The following is a 14,199-nucleotide window of genomic DNA, read 5'->3' as shown; positions in this document are numbered from 1 at the left end:
AACGTGTCCTCAGGTCTTGACAAGAGATCCGGTCATACTTCTCAATGGTCTGACACTAGCCCAATCAGCGGGAGAGCGCCGCAGCCCAGATCGGAGCGGGATAGCGTGAGCGAAGGGTCGAGCACCGGGTTCCTTTCCGTCAGCGAGCTGCGCGACGAGGTGGCGGCCGGGCGCATCGACACCGTCCTCCTCGCGATCGCCGACATGCAGGGCAGGTTGCAGGGCAAGAGGCTGTCCGCCCGCTATTTCCTCGACGAGGTGCTGCACCACGGCTCCGAGGGCTGCAACTACCTGCTGGCCGTCGACGTGGACATGAACACCGTCTCCGGGTACGCGATGTCGTCCTGGGAGCGGGGCTACGGCGACTTCGTCATGAAGCCGGACCTGGCGACGTTGCGCCGGGTGCCGTGGCACGAGGGGACCGCGATGCTGATGGCGGACCTGGGCTGGGAGGGCGGCGGCGACGTGACCGCCTCGCCCCGGCAGATCCTGCGTAGGCAGCTCGCCCGCCTCGCCGAGCGCGGCCTGGCCGCGTACGTGGGCACCGAGCTGGAGTTCTGCGTGTACGAGGACACCTACGAGGACGCGTGGAGGCGCGGCTACCGCGACCTGTCCCCCGCCAACCTCTACAACGTCGACTACTCGCTCCTCGGCACGGCCCGCGTCGAGCCGCTGCTCAGGCGGATCAGGCGGAGCATGGAAGGCGCCGGCCTGTACGTCGAGTCCGCCAAGGGCGAATGCAACCTGGGCCAGCACGAGATCGCCTTCCGCTACGACGAGGCGCTCAGGACCTGCGACCACCACGTCATCTACAAGACCGGCGCCAAGGAGATCGCCGCCCAGGAGGGCAAGTCGATCACCTTCATGGCCAAGCCCAACCAGCGCGAGGGCAATTCCTGCCACATCCACATCTCACTGCGGAGCAGCGAGGGCGATCCGGTGATGGCGGGCGAGGGGCCGTACGGGCTCTCCCCGCTCGGCGCCCGCTTCGTCGCCGGGCAACTCGCCTGCCTGCGCGAGCTCACCCTCATGTACGCGCCCAACATCAACTCCTACAAGCGCTACGTCCCCGGCAGCTTCGCGCCCACGGCCGTCAAGTGGGGCGTGGACAACCGCACCTGCTCGCTGCGGCTGGTCGGCCACGGCCTGTCGCTGCGCGTCGAGAACCGGGTCCCGGGCGGCGACGTCAACCCGTACCTCGCGGTGTCCGCGCTGATCGCGGCCGGGCTGCACGGCATCGACAACGAGCTGCCGCTGGAGAGCGCGTACGAGGGCAACGCCTACGACTCCGGCGCCGAGACCGTCCCCCACACGCTGCGCGACGCGCTGGCGCTGTTCGAGGGGTCGAAGCTGGCGCGCGAGACGTTCGGCGAGGACGTGGTCGAGCACTACGCGAACAACGCGCGGGTGGAACTGGCGGCCTTCGACGCGGCGGTGACCGATTGGGAGCTTTTCCGTGGTTTCGAGCGGATGTGAATGGGGCGCATGAAGATCGTTAATCCGGCCACGGAGGACGTCGTGGCCGACGTCGAGCTGGCCGACGCCGCCGAGGTCGACCGGGCCGTGGAGCGTGCCAGGAAGGCGTACGAGGGCTGGCGGAAGGTGTCGCCGGGCGACCGGGCGCGGCTGCTGCGCAGGTTCGCGGAGCTGGTGGACGAGCACGGCGAGGAGCTGGCCCGCCTGGAGCTGGCCAACGCCGGCCACCCGATCGGCAACGCCCGCTGGGCGGCCGGCAACGTACGCGACGTGCTCCACTTCTACGCCGGCGCCCCCGAACGCGATCACGGCAGGCAGATCCCGGTGCCCGGCGGCGTGGACATCACCTTCCAGGAGCCGCTGGGCGTCGTCGGTGTCATCGTGCCGTGGAACTTCCCTATGATGATCATGTCCTGGGGCATGGCCCCAGCGCTCGCGGCCGGCAACACGGTGATCGTCAAACCGGCCGAGTGGACCCCGCTGACCGCGCTGAGGCTGGCCGAGCTGGCCCTCGCCGCGGGCCTCCCCGAGGGGGTGCTCCAGGTTCTGCCTGGGGCAGGGGAGGTGGCGGGTGCCCGCCTGGTGGAGCACCCCGGCGTGGCGAAGATCGTGTTCACCGGCTCGACCGAGGTGGGCAAGGAGATCGCCGCCAAGGCGGCGCGGCACGTCAAGCGGGTCACGCTGGAGCTGGGCGGCAAGTCCGCGAACATCGTCTTCGCGGACGCCGATCTCGAGAAGGCCGCGAGCACCGCGCCTTACGCCGTTTTCGACAACTCCGGCCAGGACTGCTGCGCCCGCTCCCGGCTCCTCGTCCAGGCCGAGGTGTACGACGCGTTCATGGAGCGCCTGGCGACGGCCGTACGCGGCGTCAAGGTCGGCGACCCGCTCGACGAGAGCACCGAGATGGGCCCGCTGATCAGCGCCGAACACCTCGACCGCGTGCGCGGCTTCGTCCGCGGCACCCCCTACCTGCAGGGCTCCTGCCCCGACGGCAAGGGCTACTGGTTCCCGCCGACCGTGCTGACGCCCGAGGTGACGGACCCGGCGTTCACCGAGGAGATCTTCGGGCCGGTCGTGTCGGTGGTGCGCTTCGAGGACGAGGCCGAGGCCGTACGGATCGCGAACGACACCCCCTACGGCCTGAGCGGCTCCATCTGGACCCGGGACGTCGGACGGGCGCTCCGCGTGGCCAGGGCGGTCGAGGCGGGCAACCTGTCGGTCAACTCGCACTCGTCGGTCCGCTACTGGACGCCGTTCGGCGGCTTCAAGCAGTCCGGGCTCGGCAGGGAACTCGGCCCCGACGCCCTGGCGGCGTTCACCGAGACCAAGAACGTCTTCATTTCATGGGAGTAGAACAAGTGCAGCGGTTGCAGGACAGGGTGGCCGTCATCACCGGCGCGGGCAGCGGCATCGGGCTGGCCACCGCGCGCAGGTTCGCCGAGGAGGGCGCCAAGGTCGTCTGCGTGGACATCGACGAGGAGGCGGGCGTCAAGGCGGCGAACGAGGTCGGCGGCCTCTTCGTCAAGGCCGACGTGACCAGCGAGGACGACGTCGTCCGGATGTTCAGTACGGCCTTCGACACCTACGGCAGCGTGGACATCGCCTTCAACAACGCGGGCATCTCGCCGCCCGACGACGACTCCATCCTGGAGACCGGCATCGACGCCTGGCGCCGGGTCCAGGAGGTGAACCTGACCAGCGTCTACCTCTGCTGCAAGCACGTCATCCCGTACATGCGGCGGCAGGGCAAGGGCTCGATCATCAACACCGCGTCCTTCGTGGCGGTCATGGGCTCGGCGACCTCGCAGATCTCGTACACGGCCTCCAAGGGCGGGGTGCTCGCGATGACGCGCGAGCTGGGCGTGCAGTTCGCCAGGGAGGGCATCAGGGTGAACGCGCTCTGCCCCGGGCCGGTGAACACGCCGCTGCTGCAGGAGCTGTTCGCCAAGGATCCGGAGCGGGCGCAGCGGCGGCTGGTGCACATCCCCATCGGGCGCTTCGCCGAGGCGTCGGAGATCGCGGCGGCGGTGGCCTTCCTGGCCAGCGACGACGCCTCGTTCATCACGGGCAGCGAGTTCCTGGTGGACGGCGGCATCTCCGGCGCGTACGTCACGCCGCTCTAGCTCTGGGGGTCCTGTGGGGGTCAGCGTGCAGCGTCCCGTCATCGGCATCACGTCGTACGTCGAGCCGGCCAACTTCACGGTCTGGGCGGACATGACCGTGGCGCTCCTGCCGTACATGTACGTGGAGCAGGTCGTACGCGCCGGCGGGCAGCCGGTCGTCCTGCCGCCGGCCGGCGCGCCCGCGCAGGTCGTGGGCCGCCTGGACGGGCTCGTCCTGGCCGGTGGCGGGGACATCGACCCGGCGAGGTACGGCGAGCCGCCCGGGGAGCACACCGGCTATATCCGTAAATTTCGTGATGAGGCGGAGTTTGCCGTGATCAGCGCGGCCCTCGACGCCGGCCTGCCGTACCTGGGCATCTGCCGCGGCCTCCAGGTGCTCAACGTCGCCCTCGGCGGCAGCCTCCACCAGCACCTGCCCGACGTGGTCGGGCACACGGACCACTCCCCCGCACCCGGCCGCTTCGGCCCGCTGCCCGTCACCGCCGTACCCGGCACCCGCGTGGCCAAGGCGCTGGGCACCGAGCCCGTGACGGTCCCCCACTACCACCACCAGGCCATCGACCGCCTCGCGCCCGCTCTCACGGTCAGCGCCAGGGCCGGCGACGGCACGATCGAGGCGGTCGAGCTGGACTCGGCGCCCTTCGCCGTGGCCGTGCAGTGGCACCCGGAGGCCGCCGAGGACTGCGCGCTCTTCGAGGCCCTCGTCGCGGCCTGCTGACCGCAGGACCCCTGGCAACCGGACAGAGGCTCGCGAGTGACCTGAACGCGACAACACCCCCATCACCGCACTAGGCTGACGGACATCACCGGCAAAACCGCGCGGGAGAGCACCCTGACAGCCGGTCAGGGTCCCTGAAGGAGCAAGCCCTCCCCGCAAACCTCTCAAGGCAAAGGACCGCGCGGTACGAGTGAGTCTTACTCGTAGGTGACCTCTGGAAAGCAGGCCTGCGCGGCCTCGCCGAAGGTGAAAGTCCGGCAAAACTCGGGCGAAGCTCTCAGGCATCCATGACAGAGGGGGAGGATGCTGGCATCCGACCCTGTCCAGAGGTGCGACAAATGTCCCGACCCACACCGCTAAGAGACGTTCACGAGAGCCTCGGCGCCACCCTCACCGACTTCGCCGGGTGGCTCATGCCGCTCCGGTACGGGAGCGAGTCCGCGGAGCACAACGCCGTCCGGCAGGCGGCCGGGCTGTTCGACCTCTCGCACATGGGCGAGATCTTCCTGACCGGGCCGCAGGCAGGCGAGGCCCTCGACTACGCGCTGGTCGGTCACCTGTCGGCGCTGGCGCCCGGGCGGGCCAGGTACACCATGATCGTGAACGAGCGCGGCGGGGTGCTCGACGACCTCATCGTCTACCGGCTGGGCGACGAGGAGTTCATGGTCGTGGCAAACGCCTCGAACTACGAAAAAGTCGGAAATGAGCTGAAAGAGCGGTCGAAGGCGTACGACGTGGTGGTCGAGGACCGCTCGGACCAGTACGCGCTGATCGCCGTACAGGGGCCCCGAGCCCAGGAGATCCTCGCCACGCTCACCGACGCCGACCTCGACGGCCTCAAGTACTACGCGGGCCTGCCCGGCCTGGTCGACGGGCGGCAGGCGCTCATCGCCCGCACCGGCTACACCGGCGAGGACGGGTTCGAGCTGTTCGTCGCCAACCAGGACGCGGTGCCGCTCTGGCACGCGCTCATGGCGGCGGGCGAGCCCCACGGGCTCAAGCCGGCCGGCCTGTCCGCCCGCGACACGCTCAGGCTCGAGGCGGGCATGCCGCTGTACGGCAACGAACTCGGCGTCGGACTGACCCCGTTCGACGCGGGGCTGGGCAAGGTGGTGAAATTCGACAAGCCGGGCGACTTCGTCGGCAGGTCGGCGCTCGAGGCGGTCAAGGACGACACGCCGCGGCGCCGTCTCGTCGGCCTGGTCGCACGGGGACGCCGGGTGCCGCGCCACGGCTACCCGGTCACCAAGGACGGCGCCGTCGTCGGCGAGGTCACCAGCGGTGCGCCCTCCCAGACCCTGGGCAGGCCCATCGCGATGGCCTACGTGGACGCGAGCGCCGAATCAGGCCTGGCCGTGGACATCCGGGGCAGCCAAGAACCTATGGACCTGGTTGAGCTGCCCTTCTACAGGAGGAACAAGTGAGCAAGATCCCTGACGACCTGAGCTACACCAAGGAGCACGAGTGGGTGGCGGGCCTCGACGACGGCATCACCGTGACCGTCGGCATCACGGCCTTCGCCGCCGACTCGCTTGGTGACGTCGTCTTCGTGCAGCTCCCCGACGTCGGCTCCACCGTCGAGGCGGGCGACTCGGTCGGCGAGGTGGAGTCCACCAAGTCGGTGAACGAGATCTACACCCCCGTCGGCGGTGAGATCGTCGAGGTGAACCAGGTCGTCGTGGACGACCCCAGCCTGGTCAACAGCGACCCGTACGGCGATGGCTGGATGTTCCGGGTGCGCGTCGAGGGCGAGCCCGAGGACGTGCTCACCGCCGAGGAGTACACAGCACTCACCTCAGGCGAGTCCTGACCTGTTCGCCGGGGCCCGCTCCGGGCCCCGGCACCGCATGAAAGGCAGCGCTCATCAATGGCGATCAGCGTCTTCGACCTCTTCAAGATCGGCATCGGCCCGTCGAGCTCCCACACGGGAGGCCCGATGGCGGCCGCGCACAAGTTCGCCCGCGGGCTGCACGAGGACGGCCTGCTCCCGCAGGTCGCGCGGGTCGAGGCCATCCTGTACGGCTCGCTCGGCCTTACCGGCAAGGGCCACGGCAGCGACAAGGCGGTCCTGCTCGGCCTCTCCGGCGAGAAGCCCGAGCTGGTGGACGTCGACTCCATCGACGGCCGGCTGGCCGCGATGCGCGAGTCGGGCACGGTCAAGCTGTACGGGACGCACGAGATCCCCTTCGTCGTGGGTGAGCACCTCGTCTTCGAACGCAAGATCTCGCTCCCCGAACACCCGAACGGCATGCGCTTCACCGCATACCAGGCCGACGGCGAGAAGCTGAGGGAGAAGGTCTACTTCTCGGTCGGCGGCGGCTTCGTCGTGGACGAGAAGGCCACCGGCGCCGACCGCATCAAGCCGGACGACACCGTCCTGCCCTACCCCTTCACCACCGGCGAGGAGCTGCTCAAGCACTGCTCCAACACGGGCCTGTCCATCTCGGCCCTCATGCTCGAGAACGAGAAGGCGTTCGGCCGCACCGAGGAGGAGATCCGCGCGGGCCTGCTGCGGCTCTGGCAGGTCATGTCGGAGTGCGTGCAGCGCGGCATCTCCAAGGAGGGCGTCCTGCCCGGCGGCCTCAAGGTCAAGCGCCGCGCCAACCAGCTCCACCGCCGCCTGCAGTCCGAGCCGGCCGAGAAGGACCCACTGCAGGCCATGGACTGGGTGACGCTCTTCGCACTGGCGGTCAACGAGGAGAACGCCGCCGGCGGCCGCATCGTCACCGCCCCCACCAACGGCGCCGCCGGCATCATCCCGGCCGTCCTGACGTACTACACCCGCTTCGTGCCGCGCGCGGACGAGGAGGGCGTCGTGCGCTTCCTGCTGACGGCGGGCGCGATCGGCGTGCTCTTCAAGGAGAACGCCTCGATCTCGGGCGCCGAGGTGGGCTGCCAGGGCGAGGTCGGCTCGGCCTGCTCGATGGCCTCTGCCGCCCTCACGGAGGTCCTCGGGGGCACACCCGAGCAGGTGGAGAACGCCGCCGAGATCGGCATCGAGCACAACCTGGGCCTGACCTGCGACCCGATCGGCGGCCTGGTCCAGATCCCGTGCATCGAGCGGAACGCGGTGGCCTCCAACAAGGCCATCACGGCCGCCCGGATCGCACTGCGCGGCGACGGCCGCCACTTCGTGGCCCTGGACAAGGCCATCAAGACGATGCGGGACACGGGCCGGGACATGCTGGACAAGTACAAGGAGACATCGCGCGGCGGCCTCGCCGTCAACGTGATCGAGTGCTGACGGTCAGCGGCTGCGGGGACCGTGGATCTTACCGGGATCTCTGAGGATGTCATGGCAAGCAGATAACGTGAGAGCATGACGTCGCATCGCCACAACGAGGTCGTCACCATCCCTCGTGACGAATACGAGGCACTGAAAGCCGAGGTCCGGCGGCTGCGTCGGGAAGTAGTGCGACAGCAGGCCATGCGCGCCATCATGGACAACGCGGCCGACCCGGGCAACGTGCGAACGTTCACCCGCGACGAGCTGGACTCCGAGCGGGGCATCGTTGCAGCTGAATCTCGTCAGCGACGACTTCACCACCTGGTACACGAGCACATTGCATGAAGGCGTCGATGGTGATCACTATCCAAGTAGTCCGCCCCAACCTCTGATTGCCCACATAGGAGGCTCTCAACTGTGCGGACCATCTGAATGGATAAGACCATCGAGACGATGCGGGACACGGGCCGGGACATACTGGACACGTACAAGGAGACGTCACCCGGTGGCGTCGCGGCCAACGCGCTGAAGTGCCGAATTACGGCCATTTAGACAAATAGCAGACCGACTAGAACGGCAGCATCGATTTTCGGAAAACGTCGGTCGACGGCCCTAGGCTATCTACATGCCAAATTCCGATCCCACCCCCGAAGAGCTGGCCCGATTCGTGCGTCAGGCACGATCAATGACTGAGGTCCTAGCCTTGCTAGGGCTGAAGAACTCCGGTGGTCGGCGGGCAAGTCTGGGCCGCAAAATAGCCGCGCTGGGCATCGACACCAGTCATTTCCGCCGCACATCGCGAAGCAAATACACCCTCGAGATATTGTCAGCCGCCACAGCGGCGTCGACAAGTGTCTACGAGGTTCTCGACCGTCTCGGCCTTCCACGCAGCGGTGGCGCACATTCACCTATCAGCCGCCGGATCAAGACGTTTGGCATTGATATTTCGCACTTTTCGCACGTCCCCGGGCATCGGTCGAGTCCGCCACTCGAGCAGTTCGAGCGCGGTCCCGGCAAAGGTCCGCTACCAGCTCCGGTCTTTCGGCATCGCTGAGCCCACCGGCTTCCAGCGTCTTCGCTTGGACGAGAACGAGGTCAGATCTGCGGCGAAAGAGTCTCGATCGGTTGCCTCGATGATGCGCCGTCTGGGCCTGCCTGTCAGCGAAACGAATCGGCGGCGTCTCCTTCGCTGCATCGCACGCTACGACATCGACACCACCCACTTCGAACGCGAGATCACCAGCTCGATAATGAGCAAGCCACACAGAGATCCAACCACTGTTCTCGTGCAGCGCCCTCTCCAGGCGAGCCGCACTCCAGGCGCAGTGCTGCGACATGCTCTGGGTGAAATCGGTGTGCCTGGGCGTTGCGCCAACTGCGGGATCGGAGAAACCTGGCAAGAGAAGCCGTTGACACTGGAGGTGGATCACATCAACGGCAATCCGCTCGACAACCGGCGAGAGAACCTCAGACTGCTGTGCCCGAACTGCCACTCGCAAACAGCGACGTTCGCCGGACGAAACAGGGGCCGATCCAGTGCATAAGTGCGGGCGGGGGGACTCGAACCCCCACGGTGTCTCCACCAACAAGACCTAAACCTGCCGCGTATGCCATTTCGCCACGCCCGCAAGGACCGCTGAAGCGATCCTGACACAGTTTAGCGCCCCGAATGAGGATGAGGGGCGTCTGTGCCGCGGGCGGTCGCCTTTACTGCACGGGCCCTCTGCGGAGGGCCCGTCAGCAGGGGATCAGCTCAGGCCGAGCTTCTTCTTCAACCCCGCCACGTGCCCCGTGGCCTTCACGTTGTAGAGCGCCTGCTCCACCTTCCCGTCCGCGTCGATGACGAACGTCGAGCGGATGACCCCCACGACCTCCTTGCCGTAGAGCTTCTTCGTGCCGTAGGCCCCGTACGCCTGGTGCACGGCCAGCTCGGGATCGGACAGCAGCGGGAAGGTCAGGGCGTCGCGCTCGGCGAACTTGACCAGCTTCGCCGGCTTGTCCTTCGACACGCCGAGGACCACGAAACCCTCGGCGGCGAGCTGGTCGAGGCTGTCGCGGAAGTCGCAGGCCTGCTTGGTGCAGCCGGGCGTCATCGCGGCGGGGTAGAAATAGAGGATCACCCGCTTGCCGCGGTAGGCGTCAAGGGAGACAGTGGTGCCGTCGGCGGCGGGTAGCGTGAACTCGGGCGCGGCGTCGCCGGGCGCGAGCTTGGTTTCGGTCAATGTGCCCTCCTGAGTTCCTTCCCGCCAACTTACCGGCCTGGCCGCCGTGCCGTACGGCGTGCCGACCTGACAGACTGATCACGACCAGAACGGACGGAGCTCGCACGGCACGCGGAGCGGGCGCGGCCCCGCGTACGGTCGAGAGGAGAGAGATGGCTGACACCGATCCCGACGAGCTGGAGCGGCGGATCGCGCGGACGCGCGCGGAGTTGGCGCATACGGTTGACGCCATTGCCGACCGGGTGAGCCCCAAGCGGGTCGCCGAGCGCACGGTGGCCGACGTCAAGACCCGGGCCACGAACTTCGTGGTCTCCGTGGGCGACGCGCTGGGTGTGACGCCGCGGCCGGCCGCGTACGGCGACGACACCGACCAGGTGTGGGAGGAGGAGCGGCCCGACCTGTCACCGGTGCTGATCGGGGTCGGGGCCGTGCTGGTCGTGGGGGCGGCCATCGTGCTCTGGCGCCGCCGCAAGCGCCGCTGAGCCCGGGGGCCGGGTGTTCAGAGGAAGGTCCGGCCCTCGCCCCGGTACGTGGGGACCGACTCCACCAGGGTCTCGCCGTCGATGAGGTGGAGCGTGTCGAAACGCTCGCACATCTCGCCCGCCTTGGCGTGCCTGAACCACACCCTGTCCCCGATCCGCAAGTCCTCGGCCGCCTGGCCGAGCAGCGGGGTCTGCACCTCGCCCGCCCCCTCGTCGGGCGCGTAGCGGAGCCCGGCCGGCAGGTACGGCTGGGGCAGGCGGCTCGGCCCCGGAGCGCCGGAGGCCAGGTAGCCGCCGCCGAGCACGGTCACCGTGTCCGGGGCCGGGCGGCGGACCACCGGCAGGGCGAACAGCGCGGCCGGGCGCCCGGTGAAGCGGCGGTAGAAGTCGAACAGCCTCGGATGGAAGAAGCCCGATCCGGCCGCCACCTCCGTGATCGCCTTCTCGCGCACCGTGCGCTCGACCGAGCCGGTGCCGCCGCCGTTGACGAACTCCAGGTCGGCGACCTGGCGGACGGCGTTCACGATGCGGCCGCGCCTGAAGATGAGGTCCCTGGCGGAGCGGGCCTGCATGATGCGGATGGCGCGGGTGTAGGCGGCGTTCGCGGGCGGGGCGTCGCCGACTCCGGCGATCTGTGCCTCGTACGCCATGAGCCCCACCAGCCTGAACCCGGGGCGCTTGGCGACGGCGGCGGCCAGGTCGGCGGCCTCCTCCGGCTCGCGGATGGGCGAACGGAGAGCCCCCGCCCGAAATTTCCCACCGAAGGCGACATATCCCGCGTCGATATCGATACATATCCGGATCTCGGCCCGTGAGCGCACCCTCGCCACGGCCCCCTCGATGAAGTCCAGGTGGGCGAGCGAGTCGATGGTCACGGTGACGTGCCCGGCCGCGTCGGCGTTCCCGGCCAGCTCGGCCAGCGCGTGCCGGTCGGCCGTCGGGTACGCCACCAGGAGGTCGGTGAAGCCCTGGGAGGCGAGCCACAGGGCCTCGGGGAGCGTGAAGGCCATGATGCCCTGGAAGCCGTCCATGGCCAGGATGCGTTCGAGCACGGGACGGCTGCGCACGGACTTGCTCGCCACCCGGATCGGCTTGCCCGCGGCCCGCCGCACCAGGTCCGCCGCGTTGGCCCGCATCGCCCCAAGATCGAGGATCGCGAGCGGTGGTTCGAGGACCGCTGTGGCGCGGTCGTAGCGCTGGCGGTCGTCCATATGAGCAGCCTAACGGCATATCCGGCAAGTGAATATGAGTGCCGTTCACATTGCCGTCTGTCCCCGTAATGTTCGGGCAAACGGACGGCGAGGGCGCGGTTCCGGCCCCGCGGCACCCATGTACGTCTGTCGTTGTGATGACCACGCTTCAGCAGACAGCGCCCGGCGCCGCCGCCGTCACGACGCGGCAGACCGGGCTGCGCAGGGCGAGAAGGGCGCTCAGGCCGGCACGTACCCTCCCTGGAGCCTTCGTCGCGCTCGCGCTGGCCGCCGGGTTGGGGGCGACGGCGGCCGAGGTGGTGTCGGGGCTGCTCGGTCACCCGCTCGGCTGGGTACCCGTGGACGAGCTCGTGGACCTCGCAGGCAAGACCGCCTGGCCGGAGCTGTCCACCGCCGCCCTGGTCACGGTGGGGGCGGGCATGCTGATGCTGCTGCTGGCGCTCGTACCGGGCCGCTCCGGGCTGGTGCCGGTGGAGACGTCGGACCCGCTGATCGTCATCGGCATCACCCGCTCGGGCCTGCGCCGCACGCTACGCGCGGCCGCCCAGCAGGTGGCGGGGGTGAAGAAGGCCCGGGTACGGCTGCGCCGCCGCACCATCGAGGTCACCATCGTGACGGAGTCGGAGAGCTCGGGCGCCATGCTCAGGCAGATCGGCACCGCGGTGGGCGACCGGCTGGCGGGCGTGGGGACGCTGGGCACGGGCGAGGTCGTGGTCCGGCTACGCAGGAAGGGACGGTAGATGCGGCAGTACACGGGCAATCGCACAGGCCTGGCCGTCGTGGGCGGGACGCTGCTGAGCCTGGGCGTCTACGCCTGGCTGCGCGGCCACGACAGCTTCTTCGACCTGCCGCCCACCGCGAAGATCCTCCCCGTCCAGGCCCGCAAGGTGCTCGACGAGCCCTGGACCCTGTGGTCGCTGGCCCTGAGCCTGATGCTGCTGGCCCTGGTCTCGCTCCGCTGGCTGCTGCTCAGCCTCGGCTGGGGTCGGCGGCGCGTGCCGAACGGCACGGGCACCGCCATGCTGTTCGTCGGGCTGAAGAACGTGGAAGGACTGGGTAGGGCGCACGTGCGTGTCGGCGAGGACGGCCTGCGTATCGGCCTCACCTGTCCGTCGTCGGCGGATGTGGGCGCGGTGGTGGGCAAGCTGGATCAGGAGATCGTCGGCAGGATCCGCCGCGAGGTCCGCAACGACGACGCGGGCACGGTCGTCCGCCTGCACGTCCGCCGCTAGCTCTGCGACTGCCTAGCCGATCCTGGTCGGCAAGGGGTCAGGCCGGCGCCGATGAGCTGGGCCTGCTTCTGGCGGAGACCTCAGGCTCCTCAGCGGGGGCAGGGTCGCGCGGTGCTTCCTCTTCACCGCGCGACCCGGCTTCGCGATCATGATCCGCCATCACGATCTCCCTTTACTCGCCCGCAAGAGGGGCGCTCCCAGGAATCATGGTGCCCAAAGCACCGTAAGACCGGCGTAAGACCCGGGCCTGCCCCGCGTCATGTAAGACCTGGGTCGTAGTCGCACTTCCACCTCCAGGCGGAACAAGGGTCAGGTGGAGGTACATATCGTGAGGGTGTGTTCGGCAGGGTACGGGCGTGGTCGAGGCGCCATGAGAAGCCGGCGGCAGCCCTCCGGGTGATGCCGCTCGCCACGCTGTGCGCGATCCTGGCGATCCCGTACGCGAGCATGGAGGCGCCGACGAGCAGCACGCACCTCGACGTGGCCGGATATCTGGCCCTGTCGGCGGCGCTGCTGCTGCCGCTGATGTGGCGCGACCGCGCGATCGCCTCGTTCGCCGTCGTCTCGCTGGTCAGCTTCGGCCAGTGGGTGGCGCACGTCGATCCGCTGCCCGCCAACCTCGCGGTGCTCGTCGCGCTCTGGGCCGTGGCCTACCGGTGCTCGTTCCGCTGGGCGCTGGCCGCGTGCCTGGTGGCGGAGCTGGGGGTGTTCCTGGCGCTGGTCAACTGGGACACTCCGACGTTCGGCATGTTCTCCAGCGGCTCGATCTTCGTGGTGACGATCTGGCTGACCGGCCTGTACGCCAACACGCGCAGGCGCTACCTCGAAGGGCTGGAGGAGCGCGCCGAACGGGCCGAACGCGAGCGCGACCAGCAGGCCAGGATGGCCGCGGCGGCCGAGCGCGCCAGGATCGCCAGGGAGCTGCACGACGTCGTGGCCCACAATGTCAGCGTGATGGTGGTGCAGGCCGACGGCGCCGGCTACGCCCTCGACAGCGACCCCGAGCAGGCCCGCCTGGCCGTCAAGGCGATCTCCAAGACGGGCCGCGCGGCCCTCGCCGAGATGCGCAGGCTGGTCGGCGTCCTGCGCGAGGACGAGGCGGCGATCATCGACTACACCCCGCAGCCCGGCCTCGGACAGCTCGACGAGCTGGTACGCGGCTCGGCCGTGCCCGCCCGGCTGGAGGTCTCCGGGGTGCCACGCGAGCTGCCCGAGGGCCAGCAGCTCGCGGTCTACCGCATCGTCCAGGAGGCGCTCACGAACGCGCTCAAACACGGCGGCCCCGGCGTGCGGGCGGTCGTGGAGATCGACTACGGCGGCCCCGAGCTGGTCGTGCGCGTGACCGACGACGGCAGGGGCGCGGCGGCGCCCAGGAGCCCCGACGGCCACGGACTGATCGGCATGCGCGAGCGGGTCGGCATGTACGGCGGCGCCATCTCGACGGGTCCCCGCCCGAGCGGCGGCTTCGAGGTGCTGGCCCGGCTGCCCATGGTCAACGCGGCGTAGAGG

15 protein-coding genes, 1 tRNA gene and 2 riboswitches are annotated in these 14,199 nt (G+C 69.2%); of the genes, 13 read left to right on the top strand and 3 right to left on the bottom strand.

The window, feature by feature from the left end; translation table 11 throughout:
• Positions 1-105: 105 nt before the first annotated feature.
• The 9 genes from AB0H84_RS47650 (at position 106) to AB0H84_RS47610 (ending at position 9,087) form a co-directional block, all read left to right on the top strand.
• Complete coding sequence (locus tag AB0H84_RS47650) at positions 106-1,476, top strand: glutamine synthetase family protein (protein WP_357620023.1); 1,371 nt, start codon at positions 106-108, stop codon at positions 1,474-1,476.
• A gap of 9 nt (positions 1,477-1,485) precedes the next feature.
• Complete coding sequence (locus AB0H84_RS47645; protein WP_357620021.1) at positions 1,486-2,829, top strand: aldehyde dehydrogenase family protein; 1,344 nt, start codon at positions 1,486-1,488, stop codon at positions 2,827-2,829.
• Positions 2,820-3,599 (top strand): 3-oxoacyl-ACP reductase, encoded by a 780-nt coding sequence (locus tag AB0H84_RS47640; protein WP_357620019.1) that lies wholly within the window; start codon positions 2,820-2,822, stop codon positions 3,597-3,599. The genes AB0H84_RS47645 and AB0H84_RS47640 overlap by 10 nt, the downstream gene beginning before the upstream one ends.
• 25 nt (positions 3,600-3,624) lie before the next feature.
• Complete coding sequence (locus tag AB0H84_RS47635; protein WP_357620017.1) at positions 3,625-4,317, top strand: gamma-glutamyl-gamma-aminobutyrate hydrolase family protein; 693 nt, start codon at positions 3,625-3,627, stop codon at positions 4,315-4,317.
• Between the two features lie 92 nt (positions 4,318-4,409).
• A riboswitch (glycine riboswitch) is annotated at positions 4,410-4,507 on the top strand.
• A 14-nt stretch (positions 4,508-4,521) separates the two neighbouring features.
• Positions 4,522-4,621: riboswitch (glycine riboswitch) on the top strand.
• 34 nt (positions 4,622-4,655) lie between these two features.
• Complete coding sequence (gcvT, locus tag AB0H84_RS47630; protein WP_357620015.1) at positions 4,656-5,741, top strand: glycine cleavage system aminomethyltransferase GcvT; 1,086 nt, start codon at positions 4,656-4,658, stop codon at positions 5,739-5,741.
• Entirely contained in the window at positions 5,738-6,127 is a 390-nt protein-coding gene (gene gcvH, locus AB0H84_RS47625) for a glycine cleavage system protein GcvH (RefSeq protein ID WP_357620013.1), read from the top strand. Before gcvT ends, gcvH begins: the two co-directional genes overlap by 4 nt.
• Positions 6,128-6,184: 57 nt before the next feature.
• On the top strand, positions 6,185-7,561 hold the full coding sequence (locus AB0H84_RS47620) for an L-serine ammonia-lyase (RefSeq protein ID WP_357620011.1): 1,377 nt from the start codon (positions 6,185-6,187) through the stop codon (positions 7,559-7,561).
• A gap of 75 nt (positions 7,562-7,636) precedes the next feature.
• The gene (locus tag AB0H84_RS47615; RefSeq protein WP_357620009.1) at positions 7,637-7,888 is read left to right on the top strand and encodes a hypothetical protein; all 252 of its coding nucleotides are present in this window, start codon (positions 7,637-7,639) and stop codon (positions 7,886-7,888) included.
• Between the two features lie 734 nt (positions 7,889-8,622).
• Positions 8,623-9,087: an HNH endonuclease signature motif containing protein gene (locus AB0H84_RS47610; protein WP_357620007.1), complete on the top strand. Its 465-nt coding sequence runs from the start codon at positions 8,623-8,625 to the stop codon at positions 9,085-9,087.
• 1 nt (position 9,088) lies between these two features.
• Here the strand turns inward: AB0H84_RS47610 and AB0H84_RS47605 are convergent.
• Together AB0H84_RS47605 and bcp are read right to left on the bottom strand one after the other, a co-directional pair.
• Positions 9,089-9,171: transfer RNA gene (locus AB0H84_RS47605), tRNA-Leu, on the bottom strand.
• 120 nt (positions 9,172-9,291) lie between these two features.
• A complete protein-coding gene (gene bcp / locus AB0H84_RS47600; RefSeq protein WP_357620005.1) occupies positions 9,292-9,765 on the bottom strand; it encodes a thioredoxin-dependent thiol peroxidase in 474 nt (157 codons plus the stop codon).
• Positions 9,766-9,917: 152 nt separating this feature from the next.
• Between bcp and AB0H84_RS47595 the strand changes: the two genes are divergently transcribed.
• The gene (locus tag AB0H84_RS47595; protein ID WP_357620003.1) at positions 9,918-10,247 is read left to right on the top strand and encodes a DUF3618 domain-containing protein; all 330 of its coding nucleotides are present in this window, start codon (positions 9,918-9,920) and stop codon (positions 10,245-10,247) included.
• Positions 10,248-10,264: 17 nt separating this feature from the next.
• On the opposite strand, the gene AB0H84_RS47590 is transcribed toward AB0H84_RS47595, so the two are convergent.
• A complete protein-coding gene (locus tag AB0H84_RS47590; protein ID WP_357620001.1) occupies positions 10,265-11,458 on the bottom strand; it encodes an amino acid deaminase/aldolase in 1,194 nt (397 codons plus the stop codon).
• A gap of 137 nt (positions 11,459-11,595) precedes the next feature.
• Here AB0H84_RS47590 and AB0H84_RS47585 point away from each other — a divergent pair, with 137 nt between their 5' ends.
• The 3 genes from AB0H84_RS47585 to AB0H84_RS47575 all read left to right on the top strand — a co-directional run bounded on the left by AB0H84_RS47585 (position 11,596) and on the right by AB0H84_RS47575 (position 14,196).
• Positions 11,596-12,198 carry a DUF6286 domain-containing protein gene (locus AB0H84_RS47585; RefSeq protein WP_357619999.1) on the top strand — a complete coding sequence of 201 codons (603 nt, stop codon included), beginning with the start codon at positions 11,596-11,598 and terminating at the stop codon, positions 12,196-12,198.
• Positions 12,199-12,690: a hypothetical protein gene (locus AB0H84_RS47580; RefSeq protein ID WP_357619997.1), complete on the top strand. Its 492-nt coding sequence runs from the start codon at positions 12,199-12,201 to the stop codon at positions 12,688-12,690. It begins immediately after the preceding gene.
• 336 nt (positions 12,691-13,026) lie between these two features.
• Positions 13,027-14,196 carry a histidine kinase gene (locus AB0H84_RS47575; protein ID WP_357619995.1) on the top strand — a complete coding sequence of 390 codons (1,170 nt, stop codon included), beginning with the start codon at positions 13,027-13,029 and terminating at the stop codon, positions 14,194-14,196.
• Positions 14,197-14,199: the final 3 nt, after the last annotated feature.

The organism is Nonomuraea sp. NPDC050786, from assembly GCF_040654115.1.
GTDB lineage: Bacteria > Actinomycetota > Actinomycetes > Streptosporangiales > Streptosporangiaceae > Nonomuraea.
The sequence above is the reverse complement of the archived record's forward strand: the minus strand, read 5'-3'. Positions and strand labels throughout refer to the sequence as shown.

Excerpts from the sequence above, each read along its gene's own strand:
- AB0H84_RS47645 (WP_357620021.1), top strand. The coding sequence starts at position 1,486 with ATGAAGATCGTTAATCCGGCCACGGAGGACGTCGTGGCCGACGTCGAG.
- AB0H84_RS47585 (WP_357619999.1), top strand. The coding sequence starts at position 11,596 with ATGACCACGCTTCAGCAGACAGCGCCCGGCGCCGCCGCCGTCACGACG.
- gcvT (WP_357620015.1), top strand. The coding sequence starts at position 4,656 with ATGTCCCGACCCACACCGCTAAGAGACGTTCACGAGAGCCTCGGCGCC.
- AB0H84_RS47580 (WP_357619997.1), top strand. The coding sequence starts at position 12,199 with ATGCGGCAGTACACGGGCAATCGCACAGGCCTGGCCGTCGTGGGCGGG.
- AB0H84_RS47640 (WP_357620019.1), top strand. The coding sequence starts at position 2,820 with ATGGGAGTAGAACAAGTGCAGCGGTTGCAGGACAGGGTGGCCGTCATC.
- AB0H84_RS47620 (WP_357620011.1), top strand. The coding sequence starts at position 6,185 with ATGGCGATCAGCGTCTTCGACCTCTTCAAGATCGGCATCGGCCCGTCG.
- AB0H84_RS47590 (WP_357620001.1), bottom strand. The coding sequence starts at position 11,458 with ATGGACGACCGCCAGCGCTACGACCGCGCCACAGCGGTCCTCGAACCA.
- AB0H84_RS47615 (WP_357620009.1), top strand. The coding sequence starts at position 7,637 with ATGACGTCGCATCGCCACAACGAGGTCGTCACCATCCCTCGTGACGAA.
- AB0H84_RS47595 (WP_357620003.1), top strand. The coding sequence starts at position 9,918 with ATGGCTGACACCGATCCCGACGAGCTGGAGCGGCGGATCGCGCGGACG.